General features: G+C 72.9%; 14 protein-coding genes and 1 pseudogene. 10 read left to right on the top strand and 5 right to left on the bottom strand.

Features of this window, described 5'->3' with window-relative positions:
• Window positions 1-146: 146 nt before the first annotated feature.
• Window positions 147-830 (bottom strand): DUF4232 domain-containing protein, encoded by a 684-nt coding sequence (locus OG896_RS20420; protein ID WP_329367424.1) that lies wholly within the window; start codon window positions 828-830, stop codon window positions 147-149.
• 239 nt (window positions 831-1,069) lie between these two features.
• On the bottom strand, window positions 1,070-2,584 hold the full coding sequence (locus tag OG896_RS20425; RefSeq protein ID WP_329367425.1) for a hypothetical protein: 1,515 nt from the start codon (window positions 2,582-2,584) through the stop codon (window positions 1,070-1,072).
• Window positions 2,585-2,819: 235 nt separating this feature from the next.
• Here OG896_RS20425 and OG896_RS20430 point away from each other — a divergent pair, with 235 nt between their 5' ends.
• The 3 genes from OG896_RS20430 (at window position 2,820) to OG896_RS20440 (ending at window position 4,986) form a co-directional block, all read left to right on the top strand.
• Complete coding sequence (locus OG896_RS20430; RefSeq protein ID WP_329367428.1) at window positions 2,820-3,410, top strand: snapalysin family zinc-dependent metalloprotease; 591 nt, start codon at window positions 2,820-2,822, stop codon at window positions 3,408-3,410.
• Window positions 3,411-3,991: 581 nt separating this feature from the next.
• Complete coding sequence (locus tag OG896_RS20435; protein ID WP_329367429.1) at window positions 3,992-4,267, top strand: hypothetical protein; 276 nt, start codon at window positions 3,992-3,994, stop codon at window positions 4,265-4,267.
• Window positions 4,264-4,986 (top strand): alpha/beta fold hydrolase, encoded by a 723-nt coding sequence (locus OG896_RS20440; protein ID WP_329367431.1) that lies wholly within the window; start codon window positions 4,264-4,266, stop codon window positions 4,984-4,986. Before OG896_RS20435 ends, OG896_RS20440 begins: the two co-directional genes overlap by 4 nt.
• Before the next feature lie 33 nt (window positions 4,987-5,019).
• Here OG896_RS20440 and OG896_RS20445 read toward each other — a convergent pair whose 3' ends face one another.
• Complete coding sequence (locus tag OG896_RS20445) at window positions 5,020-5,532, bottom strand: HAD domain-containing protein (protein WP_329367433.1); 513 nt, start codon at window positions 5,530-5,532, stop codon at window positions 5,020-5,022.
• Between the two features lie 126 nt (window positions 5,533-5,658).
• Here OG896_RS20445 and OG896_RS20450 point away from each other — a divergent pair.
• The 3 genes and pseudogenes from OG896_RS20450 to OG896_RS20460 all read left to right on the top strand — a co-directional run.
• A pseudogene (locus OG896_RS20450) lies at window positions 5,659-6,201 on the top strand (SigE family RNA polymerase sigma factor); the annotation flags it as partial.
• Window positions 6,202-6,533: 332 nt separating this feature from the next.
• A complete protein-coding gene (locus OG896_RS20455; protein WP_329367435.1) occupies window positions 6,534-7,790 on the top strand; it encodes a hypothetical protein in 1,257 nt (418 codons plus the stop codon).
• Window positions 7,791-7,889: 99 nt separating this feature from the next.
• Complete coding sequence (locus tag OG896_RS20460; RefSeq protein WP_329367436.1) at window positions 7,890-8,516, top strand: hypothetical protein; 627 nt, start codon at window positions 7,890-7,892, stop codon at window positions 8,514-8,516.
• An 81-nt stretch (window positions 8,517-8,597) separates the two neighbouring features.
• Here OG896_RS20460 and OG896_RS20465 read toward each other — a convergent pair whose 3' ends face one another.
• Together OG896_RS20465 and OG896_RS20470 are read right to left on the bottom strand one after the other, a co-directional pair.
• Window positions 8,598-9,848: a metallophosphoesterase gene (locus OG896_RS20465; RefSeq protein WP_443057261.1), complete on the bottom strand. Its 1,251-nt coding sequence runs from the start codon at window positions 9,846-9,848 to the stop codon at window positions 8,598-8,600.
• A gap of 229 nt (window positions 9,849-10,077) precedes the next feature.
• Entirely contained in the window at window positions 10,078-10,536 is a 459-nt protein-coding gene (locus tag OG896_RS20470) for an ACT domain-containing protein (RefSeq protein ID WP_329367438.1), read from the bottom strand.
• A gap of 727 nt (window positions 10,537-11,263) precedes the next feature.
• Here OG896_RS20470 and OG896_RS20475 point away from each other — a divergent pair.
• The 4 genes from OG896_RS20475 to OG896_RS20490 all read left to right on the top strand — a co-directional run bounded on the left by OG896_RS20475 (window position 11,264) and on the right by OG896_RS20490 (window position 15,032).
• Entirely contained in the window at window positions 11,264-11,632 is a 369-nt protein-coding gene (locus tag OG896_RS20475) for a hypothetical protein (protein WP_329367439.1), read from the top strand.
• 176 nt (window positions 11,633-11,808) lie between these two features.
• Entirely contained in the window at window positions 11,809-13,206 is a 1,398-nt protein-coding gene (locus OG896_RS20480; RefSeq protein ID WP_329367441.1) for a DUF4331 domain-containing protein, read from the top strand.
• Between the two features lie 64 nt (window positions 13,207-13,270).
• Complete coding sequence (locus tag OG896_RS20485; protein WP_329367442.1) at window positions 13,271-13,588, top strand: hypothetical protein; 318 nt, start codon at window positions 13,271-13,273, stop codon at window positions 13,586-13,588.
• A gap of 169 nt (window positions 13,589-13,757) precedes the next feature.
• Window positions 13,758-15,032, top strand: a complete 1,275-nt coding sequence (locus tag OG896_RS20490; RefSeq protein ID WP_329367443.1) for a chitinase — start codon at window positions 13,758-13,760, stop codon at window positions 15,030-15,032.
• The last annotated feature ends 108 nt before the right edge of the window (window positions 15,033-15,140 follow it).

The following is a 15,140-nucleotide window of genomic DNA, read 5'->3' on the forward strand; positions in this document are numbered from 1 at the left end:
TCGGTCAGTGGTGCATTACGGTGTGGCGTGTGGGTCTTTCGGGCCGGTGGGACGTCGCAATCCACACCGAACCCGGCGGGCCCACACTTGTTCAAGATCCCCACACAGTGATCATGGCCACTGTCCACAACCCCCGGACAGAACACCTAGCCGATCGGGCCGACGTACGTGCCGGGGTGCGTGGCGCCGTCCTGGAGGAGGACCGGGCCCCACGGCCACGCGAGGGTCACGCTGGTGGTCTCGTTGGGGGGCGTGACGGTCACCGACTTCGGGGTCCACTTGCCCTTGAGCTCGGGGAGGAAGGTGATCTGGAAGTCGGTGTTGTCGCCGGGGGCGAGCGTGATCGCGCTGTAGTGCTTGCTCTGGCGGGACAGCGACCAGTGCGTGGAGCCGCCGTTGAGGTCCAGGCCAGGGAAGCCGCCGACCTGGCAGGCGTGGCTGCTGCGGTTGTGCACCGATATCCCGGCGGTCTGCTGGGCGTCCGAGGTCGTGTCGGGCGCCGCGTCCCCGCCCGTCTCGAACGAGAGCGTCAGGTCCGCGGTGTGGCACCGGGGTGTCCCCGACGACTTGCCGGCGGGCGCGCCCGCGGGCGCCGTGGTGGCTGTCCCCGGTGCCGTGGTGGCCGCCGCCGGGTCCTGGGTGGCTCCGCTGCCGTCGTTGCCGGAAGGCGAGAGGGTGGTTCCGTCGTCGGGTGCGCCCTGCTGGCTCGCGGAGTTCGACGCCGAGGCGTTCGACGTTCCGTCGGACGACCCGCACGCGGAGAGCGTGAGGGCGCAGGCCGCGGCGAGGACGGCGGCGGCGACGGCGGAACGTCGGGGGCTGATCGGCATGGGGACCTCAAGTCGCTTGCGCTTCTGGGTGTATCGGGCAAGCACCATCCTTCCGGCGGAGTTTCACCGAACGGTGACAGGAACTTCCCGGCCAGGCGACAGGTTCCCCGGCGGCCGGGGCCGCCCTGCCCTGCGCCTGACCGGTGAGAACGTGGGCGGGGCACGGCGTGGACGGCCGTGCCCCGCCGGCGCGAACCGCATGCGCGCGCCGCGCCCGCGGCCGGTCGCCGCGGCGAACGTCAGCTCACCGTGTACGCGTTGACGACGGTGGTGGTCGTCGAATCGCCGTGGCTGTCGTCCACCGTCGAACGCAGCGAGACCGTACCGGACTTGGGGTCGTGGACGGTCGTGGTCCATGTGCCGCCCGGGTGCTTGACGGTCTGTGCGTGCCAGGTCCTGCCGCCGTCGAAGGAGGCCCAGACCCGTACCTTCTTCGCCGTGTCGGAGAGTTGGCGCACCTCGGGGTCGGCCGACCTGTTCCGCAGCATCCCCAGGTCGATGGTGGTGGTGGCGCCCGGCCGGGCCCGGTCGGACGAGTCGAGGGCCACCGGCGTGAACCGGGTCAGATAGCCCCGCACCTGCTCGGTCGCCTTGGGGTCGGCGTAGAAGTGCATGCTCACCGTCGCCTTGCTGGACGAGGCGTCGGCCGCGAGCTTGTGGAGGGGGTGCCGGGTGGCCGACTCGGTCAGCGTGTACCAGCCGGCGCTCTTGATCACCGGCTGGTGCGACTTCGTGGACAGGGACTTGCCGGCCTTGGTGAGCTTGTAGGTCGTCGTGGCCGTGCCGGGGGTCCCGAGCACCGGGTCCGTGAACATCCCGATGTCCCCGAAGTACAGCCGGTGTCCGGAGCCCCACGTGTACGGCAGGCCGCCGCTCGGGCCCCACACCGCGCGGTTGAGCGTGATGCCGTAGCTCTTGCCGGCGCTGTACTGGTGCGTCGGGCCGTAGACGAAGTCGTCGGCGGTCTCGGAGACCTGCCAGGACCCGCCGGTCAGGTGCGCGGTGAAGCCGTACGGCAGCGTGGCGGTGGCGTCCACCCGCGCGGAGGACGCCTGGCAGGTGTCGCTGCTGTTCCGGGTGATCTCGACGTTCGAGCGGCCGGTCTCCGGGCCGCGGCGGGCGGTCACCTTGAGCGAGGCCAGCGAGGACTGGTGGAAGGTGGTGGAAAGCCCGCTCGGCAGGCCCTTCTTGTGCACACCCGCGCCCACGTAGACGGGACTGCGGCCGTCGCCGCTCTCGGGCGTCCAGGTCGAGCCGTAGGCCAACTCGACCGTGGACAGCGACGACGGGATCACGAACAGGGTGCCCGTGCCCGCCCAGGCGCCGACGTCGCCGGAGCCTTCCGTGGTGCACAGGTCGACGGTGAACAGCTGGTCGTAGCCGCTGGGCGCGGCCGGGCTCAGCGCGGCCTTCACGGCGTGGCCCTGCCGGGCGTCGATGGTCGTCTTCGAACCGCCCGACACCGTCACCCGCTTGGCGCCGAGCGTGTCGGTGCCGTCCCGGGTGTTGAAGACGTCCACGATCACGTCGTAACTGCCCTTGGGCAGCTTCGCCGCCTTGCCGCTGGTCAGGTAGTACAGGTCGTGGGTCTTGACGTTGACCGCCTGCGGGCGGCTGGACACGGACCTGCCGTCCCGGCCGATGGTGCTGACGGTCAGTGAACTGCTCGCCGCGGCGGACGCGGAGCCGGCGTTCATCAGGAGGAGCGGCGTCAGCACGGCAGCGGTGCCGGCGAACGCGGTGATGCGTCGCATTTCAAGAACCCCCCAGTCATTGAAGAAAAGCAGGTGAATCTAGCACGGGCGCGGAGCCTGCCCCGGCGCCGGGGAGGCGCGGTGCCGGGGAGGCGCGGTGCCGTGGGCCGCCGACCCGCCCGGATCGGGCGGGAGTTCGGGAACTGCCGGGTGCCGGGTACTTGTGGAGGTTGTCGTGCTCATGATGCTCTGGTGACTTCTGGTGCAACTGATGCCAAGGAGGCGCACGAGTCTCATGATCAAGCGAACAGTCGCCATGGCGGCGCTCATCCCGGCCATGTTGGGCACGACGTGCGGGGTCGCCTCGGCGCACTCCGCGCCGAAGGCGACCACGGCGGTGGTCACGCTGACATACGACGCCAGCCAGGCGGGGCAGTGGGCGAGCGCGATCACGCAGGGCGTGCAGAACTGGAACGACGCGGTGCACAACGTGCAGCTGGTGCCGGCGAGTTCGCCCGGCTCGGCCGACTACGTCTACGTGGCGACGGACGGCTGGCCCGAGACCACGCTGGGGCCGATCTTCCCGGGCGGCAGCGGTGAGGTGGAGCTGGGCCAGGAAGCCGTGGACGAGGGCTACGACGTGACCCGGATCGCGGCGCACGAGACCGGCCACATCCTCGGACTGCTCGACGACTACAGCGGCCCCTGCTCGGAGCTCATGTCCGGCCACGGCCCCGGCACTTCGTGCACCGACGCCACGCCGGACGCGGCCGAGGCGGCACAGGTCGACCAGAACTACGCCGACGGCGCGGCGGCGGCGCGCCCGCACCACCGGCAGGTCGTGGTCGACGTCTGGTCGGCGCCCGCGCTCGCCGGCGCACGCTGACCGTTCGCCACACCGTCCTACGGTCGAAGGGTCCCGCCGCGGGGGGCGGGGCCCTTCGCACGTCCTGGCCTCAGGGGAGTTGGCCGGGGAGGGCGTGAACCCGACCGTTCTGCCGGGTTCTTGTGGCCCGTGCCGCACCCTCGGAGGTCCGCTCCGCCCGGCTACGGTCGCCCGGCGCAGGTCCTCAAGTGGCCTGACACGGGGACGCGTTGGCAGCCCGGCACGGTGCAGAATCGGCCATCCCGGCATCCCGCGCGGGAGGGGACCCGAAGCACCGGGCGAACCCCCTTGCGACCAGCGGACGTTGGCGAATCCGGCCCGGGAAACGTCCGCCCGAAGGACCCGCCGCCCGGCTGTCCGCGGCGCGCCCGCGTGCACCGGAACCGTCGCGCAGGGCGCGGCCCAAGGGCTGGGACGCATAGCTCCGTTCCGACGCCTTCCGTAGACTGCCCGTGTCCCGGGCCGCCTCGCCGAAGCACCCGGCGCGGACCACGGTCACCAGGCTTGCTGCCAGGCGCCGTTGCGGAATCCCCGATCAGCCCGACGCGTTCGATGCGAGCCCGATGAGGAAAGGCCCCGCCATGAACGTGGAGCCCGGCGCGACCACCCGGCGAGCCGCCGCACCGGCGGAGGTGGCGGAGGGCGCCGATCGAGAGAGAGTGCCGGGGAGCGTGCCAGCCGGCGCGGTGGTCTTCTCGCCGGCCTTCCCGGCCACCGGCTGGGCCCTGGAGGGCGTGGGCCCGTGGACGGTGACCACCGTGCGCGCCGTAGTGGCCGTACCGGCCGCGGTGATCGCGGCCGTCGCGGCGGTCGTGGCGCTGGTGTGCGGCGCCGTCACCCAGCGGGCCGGCCGATGAGCGAGGACCCCGGGCTGCTCATGACCCTGGGCCGGCGCAGCGGTCCACTGGACACCGTGCTGATCCACCCCGCGGGCGGCGGGCTCGGCCAGTACGTCGGCCTCACGCTCCAACTGGCCCGGCACGGCACGGTCCACGGCATCCGCGCGGCGGGCCTGCTGCCCGGCGAGCGCCCGGAGCGGAGCGTCCCACGGATGGCGGCCGCCTACCGGGAACTCCTCGACGCACTGCCCCGACCGCCCGCCCTGCTCGCCGGCTGGTCGCTGGGCGGCATCCTCGCCTGGGAGCTGGCCGCGCAGGCCGCTGCCGCGGGGAACGCCGGGGACACTCCGCCGCCCGCCGTGGTCATGATCGACAGCCACCCCGAACTGGAACCGGACAACGCGCTGCTGCGCTCCCACCCACTCGACAGCATCGAACACTCCGCCGGCGGGCTGTCCTCGGGCTTCGAGCCGGCGCTGCTGCGCTCCACCGCCGCCGCCCATCTCACCGCGGCACGAGCCCATCGCGTCCGACAGCCCAGCGACACCCCCACACTCCTGCTCGCCTGCGCGAGCCCCGACCGCGAGGCGCAGATCGCCCGCTGGCGCTCGCTCGCCACCCGCCTCACCGTCCGGGACCTGGACTGCGGCCACTTCGACGTCTTCACCCCACCCCACCACAGACAACTGCTGTGCCACATCAAGGAGTTCGTCGACGGTCTCGCCGTGACGGCCTGAACGCCCCCCCCCGGAGCCCCCGCGGGCCTGACGTCAACGCGCCGCGCGCAGCCACGCGTCAACGGTGGCGAGGTCGGCGGCGGTGAGGCCGTGGTAGGGGTCGACCCGGTGCAGGAGGGCCGGGGCGGGGTGGTGCGCCCGCACCCAGGCGCGGTCGGCCCCGGTGATCTCGTCGTCGAGCCAGGCGAACGGCCGGCCGGCCGCCCAGTCCCGCAGGGGGCGGGTCTTCCAGTGCAGACCACGGAGTTCGCCCCGTTCGGAGGGCTCCGGCCAGGCGACCACGGGAAGTCGCGGCAGACCCAGGAGCGGCGCGAGGCACTCGTTGGCCTCGTCCTCCCACGTGGTGGCCCACACCAGGTCGCACGGCAGCGCCGACAGCCGGGGCCCGAGTCCGGGATCGACCCTGGCGAGCAGCGGATGCGAGCCGCTGTCCTGCGCGGTGTACGTGGGATGGCCGTTCGGGTACTCCTCCCGGGTCGCCCCGAAGGGAATGAGCGGTCCGTCAACGTCCAGGAAGAGCAGGGGCCGTGCCGATGAACCGATCACGGCCGCAGGATAACGGGCGTACCGCGGGCGGTTCGGCGGGTGCACAGGGGAGGCATAGCCGGCGGCACCCGCGCGCGTCAGTAGCGGCAGGAGGGGGCAATCGGCCGCCGGAGAGCGAAGGTGACCATGGATGCGGAAGACCAGGACAGTTTCCAGGAGTTCGTGGCGAACCGATCCACCGCGCTGCTGAGAACCGCCGTGCTGCTCAGCGGGGGCGACCGGCACGCGGCCGAGGACCTGCTGCAGAACGCGCTGGTCAAAGTGGCCAACCGGTGGCGCCGGATCGACGAGCCGGAGGCGTACGTCCGGCAGGTCCTGTACCGGCAGCAGATCAGCCGGTGGCGGCTCAAGGGGCGCCGCAAGGAGGTGTCCGTCGCCGAGCCGCCGGACGGCGCGGCCGGGGGCGACGGCACCGGCGCCGCCGACCTGCGCCTGCTGATGCGCGGCGCCCTCGCCCGGCTGACCACCCGTCAGCGCACCGTTCTCGTGCTGCGCTACTTCGAGGACCTGCCCGAGGCCGAGGTCGCCCGCGCGCTCGGCTGCTCGGTCGGCACGGTGCGCTCCACCACCCACCGCTCGCTCGCCCGGCTGCGCGCGCTGGCACCCGAACTCGGTGACCTCGACGGGTCCGCGGAACCGCGGCCGCCGCGGAGCGCCGCCCCGCGCGAGCCCGGCCACGGGCAGGCGCCGTACAGCGGCACGGTCAGCGGCCCGGCCGGCGCTCCCGCGCCGTCCGACGGGTCCGACGAGTCCGAAGGGTCCGACGAGTCCGAAGGGTCCACCGGCACGGAGGCCGCGCGGGTGACGGACGCGAAGGACACCGCAGGCCCGGCGAGCGCGGCGGACGCCGGGGACGCCGAGTCCCGCACCGCACCACCCGATCCGGCGCGGTCCCGGCGCCCCGCAGGTCGGGACAGGCCCGCCGCTCCCACCCGCCTGCCCGACGATCCCCGCGGCGCCGCCCGCCCGGCGTCCCCCGGCACCCCTCTGGAGGTACGACCGTGACCTTCGACGAACTCGTCCGCGACACGCTCCGCGAGCAAGCGGAGTACGTCCGGCCCGCGCCCGCCGACCTGGCCGGTCGGGTCCTCGCACGGCGCGCCCGGCACAGGACGCGCGGCCTCACGGCGGCGACCGTCGTGACCGTGGTCGCCGTCGCCGCCGCGGTGGCCACGCCCACCATGCTGGACTCCGGCCACGGGCCGGACCGGCACGCCCGGCACGACGGTTCGGCGGACATCCCCGCCGTCACCGGCGTCGAGAGCCATCCGTCGCAGTCCCCGCCCCGCGACCGTATCTCCGCGGGGAACCAGGTGCTGGCCGCCTACTACTCCACCCGCGACGTCCGCCAGCCCGACCACGACGTGGTCCAGACCCGCACCTACAGCCTGCTCGACCCGGACACCGGCCGCTACGCGACGGACTCGCGCTGGTCCGACGTGGTCGTCGCCCCCGGTCTGCGCACCGCGGCCGTGCTGGAACAGGCGCTCCCGGCCCGCCGGGTGGGCATTCTCGACCTCGGCACGGGCCGGGTGACCCACTGGATTCCCGTGCCGCAGGGCGCGGCCGCCCTGGACCTCTCGCCGGACGGCAGCAAGCTGGTGGTCACCACCTACGACCAGAACCCGAACCGCCTCTTCTGGGCCAAGCGGATGTCCGTCACCGACGCGAAGGGGACGTCGTACCAGCCGCAGCCGGAGTACTCCCGTACCGGTTTCTCCGTCATCGACCTGCCGTCCGGGGCGGCGCGGTGGCACGCGCTGGCGCCCGACACGTCGATGCCCCAGGGCGTCCCCGTCGGTTCCGGTGCCGCCTTGCAGTTCAACGACGACGGGACGCTCCTGACCGAGCTGCGGATGGCCGAGCCCCACCTCGTCTTCCTCAGCCTCGACGGGACCACGGTGCCCGCACCGGCGAAGGAGAAGCACGAGGACCCCGAACTCGCCCCGGCCGGGCTGTCACCCGACGGCAAACTGATGGCGGGGGACTTCGCCGGCGAGGGGTCGAAGACCGCCACCGAACTGCTCGACCCGGTCACGGGCAAGCGGGCCGCGCTGCTGCGCGGGCAGAAGCTGCTGGCCTGGGTCGACGACCGCCACCTCATCGCCTGGGACATCGCGCCCGGCGGCAACGAGTTCGGCACCCGCCTGGTGATGGTCACGGTCGGGAGCAGCAAAGAGGTCCCGCTCTCCGGAGCGCGGCACACGAAGCAGGAGGAGTCGCCGGCGCGCTGGGAAGCCGTCTTCGCCCATCGCTGACCCCGCGCGGTGCGGCTCCCGCTCTGGGAGGATGCGGTGCGGCGCACCGGGGGAACGGGGCAACGGGAGAACGGGGCAACGGGGCAACGGGGGAATCGCATGGGACTCGACTACAGCTACGAGATCTTCGTCCCCGCCCGGAACGTCGCCAGGACGCTGGCCGCGCTCGCGGAACTGGCGCCACGAACCGGCAGGGTGCCGCCACTTGAGGTCACCCTGCCGGGCGGCGTGCCGCTCGTCGTCCCGTTCACCTCGAACTTCGCGAGCGAGCCGGTCGACTGCTCGGCGGGCGGCACGCTGGATCTCGACACCACGATCATGTTCGGCGTCGACGACCCGGTGCGCGCGTACATGGAGGGCGGTGGCCGCGCACCGGGACCCGAACCCGGACCCGGACCCGGACCCGACGGGCTCGGGAGGGCCGGGATCGGGTACATCTACCTCACGGTCCGGTTCACGTCCGCGCCGCACCCTCGCTACGCGGTGCTGGAGTTCACCGCGGCCACGTCGCGGATGAGCGTGATGTTCGAGCGGTCCGCGAGCGTCAGAACGGTGTTCACCGGCCTGGCCGCCGCCGGCGGCGGCGCGTGCTGCGTACTCGACACCGAGAGCGACGCCCTCCAGGTCTGCTGGCTGAACGGCCGCACCCTCCGGGAGACGGTGCCCGGCCCCCGCTTCCCGAGCCTGGACGACCTCGCGGCGACCTGGCCCGACCAGGACCCCTGAGGCCGCCCGGCCGCACCGCGAGGCGCGCGGGGCCGGAGCCTCGCCGGCCGGCCCGGCTCGTCCGCCTGCCCGGCCGGCCGGTCAGCCGGCGTCGCCGGCCGGCCGCAGGGTGAGCAACGTGATCTCGCTCGGTGCGAAGACCCGGAAGGGCGGGCCCCAGAAGCCGCTGCCCCGGCTGGTGTAGAGCTGCGTCCGCTCGCCGTGCCGGCTCAGGCCGTGCACCACCGGCTGGTCGATCCGGACCAGGAAGTTGAACGGCCAGATCTGCCCGCCGTGGGTGTGTCCCGACACCTGCAGGTCGATGCCCGCGGCGGCGGCCTGCTCCACGTACTTGGGCTGGTGGGCGACGAGCAGGACCGGCCGGTCCGGGTCCGCTCCGGCCAGCGCGCCGGCCAGGTTCGCGCGGTGCCCGGCCAGGCCGGAGGACTCCGCGGTCACGTCGTCCACGCCGGCGAGCACCAGGTGGTCCCCGCCGCGCTCCACCACGACATGGCGGTTGTGCAGCGGCTCCCAGCCGAGTTCCGCCATCCGGTCCAGCCAGCCCTGGGCCTCCCCGAAGTACTCGTGGTTCCCCGTGACGTAGACCTTCGCCAGCCGGGCGCGGATCGTGCCGAGCGGCGCGGACTGCTCCCGGCGCTGGACGGGGGTGCCGTCGGCGATGTCGCCGGCGTGGACCACGACGTCGGCGTCGAGCGCGTTGGCCGCCTCGGCGACCCGGGCCGACCAGCCGGCCCGGTCGATCGGCCCGTAGTGGGTGTCGGCCAGCACCACGACCCGGGTCCCGTCCAGGCCGTCGCCGAGCCGCGGGACCCGCACGTCCAGCCGCTTCACCCGGGGTACGCGCATGGCCTCGTAATGCCCCCAGGCCAGCAGGACGGCGGAGACCGCGGCGACGGCCACGGCGACGACCCTGGCCCGGTCGGCGCCGCCGGTGCCGAGCCCCATCAGCACGAGGTGCACCAGACCGCCCAGCACCGACCAGGTGAACAGCACCCAGACCACACCGAGGGTGCTGTCCGCGACCCGGGCCGCCCGGTCGGCCCGCCGGCGCCCGTGGCCCGCGACCATCAGGAAGGGGAACGCGACCAGCCCGCACGCGAAGACGACCGTGCCGGCCACGAAGACCGGGACCGGCCAGCCGGCGCCGGAGCCGAACAGCGTCCACCAGGGCAGGACGAACAGCAGCGCGAGGACGAGGAACACCACGCTCCCGCCCAGCCGCCGGCGCAGGGACCGCCGCGGACCCGCACCCCCGTCCCCGGCCTCGGCCTTGCTCCCGTCCTCGGCCCCGTCCCCGGCCTTGCTCCCGTCCTCGGTCCCGGCACCCGCCACGGGCGCGGGACCGGCCTCGTCCTCGGGCCGGGTGACGGCCACGACGCTCTCCGGCCGCTCACCGGCCGCCCGAACGTCCGGCCGAACGTCCGGCCCGGACCGGGTGGATTCACCGTCTGCCATTGCGCCGCCCTTCACACCCGCCGCCCCACCGTCAGCCCCCATCATCCGGCACCCGGCGCCGAGTCCGAAGGGCCCCCACCAGTGGCCGCACGCGACAGCGTGGGGATCAGCGCCGCCGCCACGCCCTGATGACCTCGCGGCACGCGGCGAGGTGCCGGTCCGCCACCAGGAGGACGAGGTTGCCGGCGTGATCGCTGTACTGGGCCTCGACGTTGACCTCGGCGTCGCCGAGCAGGCGGGCGAGCGCGCCGAGTTGCCCCGGTGTCCCCTGGTCCAGGCGGGCCATGACGACATCGCGGGCGAGGGCGGGGCCGAGCCCCGCGGCGGCGACGGCGGCCAGGGCGGCGGGACCGTCGTCGACGAGGTAGTGCGCGACGGCCTGTCCGCCGCGGGTGAAGACGCCCCCGCCCTCCAGGCTCACCCCGCGCTCACCCAGCGCCTGTCCGAGGTCGGCCAGCGCGCCGGGGCGGTCGGGCAGCCGGACCTCCAGGTCCTGCGGGTGGGCTGTCGCGACGTCATCGCCGGTGGGTCGCGCCCGCACCGGCCGTTCTGTGGGTGTGTCCATGGCCGAACCATGCGGGCGCGACGCTTCGGCACCGACCGAAGCGTCCCCGCCGTACCGTCGCTCCCTCGCGCACCGCCCTCTTGGCGCACCGCCCCTGCCCCTTCCCCTGCCGGGTGCGGGCGTTGACGTACAGAACGCTGGGGCCGGTGTCGGGGATCGGGGGATTTTCCGGAACTCCCGTGACGGCGCGGGGTATTTCGTGGCCGGGGAAAAGAGCGCACGGGAGAGAGGCGCCCACGGGGGAATCGAGAGCGCCTGAAGCACGCGGGTGCACGTTTTCCGTGACGGGACGAGTGGTCCGATCCACCTCCTGAAGACGGCCTGCCGTATTCCCTTCGGCGCCGCGGGTGGCGCGGATTGGGCTGACGGCGCCTTGCCCGCGAGATTCACTCCGAAGCATCAACGGCCCGGTCCCGGCCTGCGGGAACGTCCGGTTCGCGCTTCGCGGCGGTGGCGTCGGGCGGCGGACTGGATCTTGACGGGAGGGCACCTGGCCGCTTCACTCCGAAACGGTCGCGACTTTCCCTGCCGAGGATCGCGGTTCCCGATATCCGTCACCGTGCCACCGAGTCCTTCTCCCCGCCGCGGAATCCGGGAGATCCAGTTCCTGACGACCTTGCGACCGGCCTTTTCCCGGGTCCCGCATTCGGTGGCGCCGAGCTGTTCCGGTGTCGCACGACCCGAACCGCGAAGGCCGTCGCGCTTTCCACCGAGCCAAGGAGCGAGCATGTCCGCACAGCACCCGCAGCATCCGCAACCCCCGCAGCACCCGCGGGAAGAGAGCCCGTCCGGGCCGGGCGTCGACCGGCGGGGCCTGATGAGGAACGCCGGGATGATCGGCGCCGCCGGGCTCGCCGCCGGAGTGGTCCTCGGCGCAGGTACGGCCGGAGCGACCGCGGCCGCGGCCGCCGAGTCCGCCGCGGCGAAGGCCGCGCCCGAGCCGGCGGTCGCCGAGGAGCCCGAGCTGTCCCAGGAGCCGTTGATGGTCCGGGTCGGTGACGCGGCCCGCGGCGAGCTGGACTTCTTCCACGGCGAGCAGCACCACCGGGTCGTCGACCCGGACCTGACCCGCGCCCTGTTGCGGCACGCCCGCTGACGGCAGGGCCCCCGTGCGGTCCGACTCCCTTCTCCGCCAAGGGAGTCCGCACCCCGATCCACCCGCCCGGGTTCCCACCCGCCCGGGTTCCCGCCCGCCCGTGTCCCCGCCCCCGCGTCCCCCGCACCCGCCCCGCGTTCCCGTATCCGTACCCCCGAACCAGTGAGGCCCGCTGAATGTCCTCCCACCGCGAAGCCCCGGAGATCTCCAAGGACCCCGTGGCCGACAGCACGGACGTATACGCGTTCGTCAGCCCGGACCGCCCCGACGCGGTCACCCTGATCGCCAACTACATCCCGCTGCAGAACCCGGCCGGCGGCCCGAACTTCTACGAGTTCGGCGACGACGTGCTCTACGAGATCCACGTCGACAACGACGGCGACGGCCGCGCCGACGTCACGTACCAGTTCCGCTTCACCACCAGGATGCGTACGCCGGGCAGCTTCCTGTACAACACCGGCCCGATCCTGACGCTGGACTCGCCGAACTGGAACCGCTTCCAGACCTACACGCTGACCCGCGTGGACGGTCAGGGCCGCAGCACCGTGCTGGGCCGCGACCTGACCTGCCCGCCGTGCAACATCGGCCCGCTGTCGACGCCGGACTACGCCAAGCTGGCGCAAGCCGCGGTGCACACCATCGGCAAGACCTGCAAGGTCTTCGCCGGGCAGCGCGCCGAGGGCTTCTACGTGGACCTCGGGTCGATCTTCGACCTGGGCAACCTGCGCCCGTTCCAGGAACTGCACAACCAGTACGGCATGAGCGTGTTCACCCAGCCCGCCCCGGGCGTGAACACCACCAAGGAGCTGAACGTCCACAGCCTCGCCGTGCAGGTGCCGATCGCGGACCTGACCCGGGACGGCTGGCACGGCAAGGACGCCTCCGACCCGCGCGCCACCATCGGCGTATGGACCTCGGCGAGCCGCCGCCAGGCGCGCGTGATCGAGGAGGGCCGCGGCCAGGAGCAGGAGTCCGGGCCGTTCGTGCAGGTCTCGCGACTGGGCAACCCGCTCTTCAACGAGGTGCTGGTGGCGCTCGGCGAGAAGGACGAGTGGAACGCGCTGCCGCCCAGCGACGACAAGCGCTTCGCCCACTACGTCGCCCACCCGGAGCTGGCGAAGCTGCTGCCCGGCCTCTACCCGGGGGTGTTCCCGAACCTCGACGCCTACAACAAGTCGGGCAAGTCCCGCGCCGACCTGCTGGCGATCCTGCTGACCGGCATCCCCGAGGGCGTGGTGCCCGGGTTCGAGAACTTCACCGGCACCACCCAGGCCGACATGCTCCGCCTGAACACCTCGGTCCCGCCCGCCGCCCACCCCGACATCCTCGGTCTGGTCGCGGGCGACGCCGCCGGATTCCCCAACGGCCGCCGGGTCTTCGACGACGTGGTCACCGTGGAACTGCGCGCCATCGCCGGCGCCACGCTCCCGCTGGTCGACAAGTCGTACACGCCTGACGCCGCGGCCGGCCAGATCACCGACGGGCTCACCCCGGCCGACGTGACCAACCCGTACCTGGACCACTTCCCCTACCTGGGCGTGCCGTACGACGGCTACCACCACCCGGCGTCCTGACCCCACCGCGTCATCCACCCGGCGGCGGGGCGACGCCCCGCCGCCGGACCCGAGGAGCCCCGCCATGCACGATCACCACCACACCGCCGCGCCCTCCTTGGCGGGCAGCGTCGTCCTGGACATCGGCGAGCGGACCGGTGCGGTCGTCATCCACACCGGCCCCGACGAGGAGGGCCTGGAGATCGAGGTCAGCCCGACCACCGATCCCACCCGCCGTACCCATGCCGCGGTCCGCCCGCGCCACCTGCCGGATCGCACCCTGCACTGCCTGGTCCTGTCGTCCCTGGAGGAGGGCGAGTACACGGTCTGGAGAAGCCCCGGCATCCCGCACGGCACCGTCACCGTCTCCGGCGGCGCGGTCAGCGAGTACCACTGGCGGTGAAAGAGGTGCGGGGGACAGGAGGGGGAACGGGAAAGGGCCGCGGAAAGTTGGTCTAGTCCTCTTGACGCGGCGGGCGTCCGCGCGGTTTGGTACGTACCAATCAGGCTTGAGACGCACGCTCCCCCCAACCCGCAGGCTCCCCCCACCACTTCACGCTTGAGGTGCTTCCATGCGCTTTGCGAAATGGGCGGCTTCCGCCGCCGCGCTCTCGCTCGCGACCGCCGGCGCGGTCATGGCCCTGGCCCCCGCGGGCAACGCCGCGGTGGCGCCGGCCGCCGACACCTACTCCGTGGCTCCCTACGTCGACATGTCGAACAGCCAGGAGGGCATGCTCGACACCGCCATCACCGGACACGGGCTCAAGGCGTACACCGCGGCCTTCGTGCTCGGCAGCGGCTGCAACCAGATCTGGGGCGACACCCTTCCGATCGGTGCCGACTCCTTCACCGACCCGCTGATCGCCAAGGCGAAGTCCGAGGGCGCCTCCGTCATCATCTCGTCCGGCGGGGCGAGCGGCCTGCCGCTCGCCTGGACCTGCTCCACGCAGAGCTCCATCGACGCCGGCTACCAGGCCCTCATCAACGACTACGGCGTCACCCAGCTGGACTTCGACATCGAAGGCGCGGCGATCGCCGACACCGCCTCGGTGGCACGGCAGATGCAGGCGATGAAGGACCTCAAGGCGTCCAACCCCAGCCTCAAGTTCTCCGTCACGCTGCCGGTCCTGGCCAGCGGGCTGACCGGCGACGGCGTGAACATCATCAAGGCCGCCAAGAACGCGGGCGTCAAGATCGACGTGGTCAACATCATGACCATGGACTTCTACTCGGGCACCGGCACCGAGATGGGCCAGGGCTCGGTCTCCGCCGCCGAGGCCACGCTGGCCCAGATGCAGTCCGTCGACTCCAGCTACGGCTACGGCAATCTGGGCATCACCCCGATGATCGGCAAGAACGACGACGGGTCCACGTTCACCCTCGCGGACGCCCAGACCGTGGAGAGCTTCGCCGCGCAACACGGCGTCGCCCGGCTGGCGTTCTGGTCGATCAACCGCGACCAGCCGTGCAGCGGCAGCGCCAACTCCCTTCCCACCTGCACCGAGATCAGCCAGAGCAGCCTGGCGTTCACCGACGCGTTCCTGCCGTTCGCGGGCAACTCGGGCGGGACCACGACCGGTGGCACGACGACCGGCGGGACCACCACCGGCGGGACCACGACCGGCGGCAGCACCACGGGCGGGACGACGACCGGCGGGACCACCACCGGCGGGAGCACCGGAGGCGCGACCTGCACCGCGGGCTCCTGGAGCTCCTCGCAGGTCTACACCGGCGGTGAGACGGTCGCGTGGAACGGCCACACCTGGCAGGCGAAGTGGTGGACGCAGGGGGAAGAGCCCGGCACCACCGGCGAATGGGGTGTCTGGCAGGACCTCGGCGCCTGCTGAGCCGTTGAGTTGCTGAACCGCTGAGCCGCTGAGCCGGTCGCTGAGCCACTGGTCCAGGAACTCTCCAATGCACCATCCAGGAACCCGCGACGGCCTGGCCCCGGTTCG

The organism is Streptomyces sp. NBC_00669 (assembly GCF_036226785.1).
Taxonomy (GTDB): Bacteria; Actinomycetota; Actinomycetes; order Streptomycetales; family Streptomycetaceae; genus Actinacidiphila.

Bases quoted from the DNA above. Each gene is read 5' to 3' on its own strand.
- OG896_RS20420 (WP_329367424.1), bottom strand. From the start codon at position 830: ATGCCGATCAGCCCCCGACGTTCCGCCGTCGCCGCCGCCGTCCTCGCC.
- OG896_RS20425 (WP_329367425.1), bottom strand. From the start codon at position 2,584: ATGCGACGCATCACCGCGTTCGCCGGCACCGCTGCCGTGCTGACGCCG.
- OG896_RS20430 (WP_329367428.1), top strand. From the start codon at position 2,820: ATGATCAAGCGAACAGTCGCCATGGCGGCGCTCATCCCGGCCATGTTG.
- OG896_RS20435 (WP_329367429.1), top strand. From the start codon at position 3,992: ATGAACGTGGAGCCCGGCGCGACCACCCGGCGAGCCGCCGCACCGGCG.
- OG896_RS20440 (WP_329367431.1), top strand. From the start codon at position 4,264: ATGAGCGAGGACCCCGGGCTGCTCATGACCCTGGGCCGGCGCAGCGGT.
- OG896_RS20460 (WP_329367436.1), top strand. From the start codon at position 7,890: ATGGGACTCGACTACAGCTACGAGATCTTCGTCCCCGCCCGGAACGTC.
- OG896_RS20470 (WP_329367438.1), bottom strand. From the start codon at position 10,536: ATGGACACACCCACAGAACGGCCGGTGCGGGCGCGACCCACCGGCGAT.
- OG896_RS20475 (WP_329367439.1), top strand. From the start codon at position 11,264: ATGTCCGCACAGCACCCGCAGCATCCGCAACCCCCGCAGCACCCGCGG.
- OG896_RS20480 (WP_329367441.1), top strand. From the start codon at position 11,809: ATGTCCTCCCACCGCGAAGCCCCGGAGATCTCCAAGGACCCCGTGGCC.
- OG896_RS20485 (WP_329367442.1), top strand. From the start codon at position 13,271: ATGCACGATCACCACCACACCGCCGCGCCCTCCTTGGCGGGCAGCGTC.
- OG896_RS20490 (WP_329367443.1), top strand. From the start codon at position 13,758: ATGCGCTTTGCGAAATGGGCGGCTTCCGCCGCCGCGCTCTCGCTCGCG.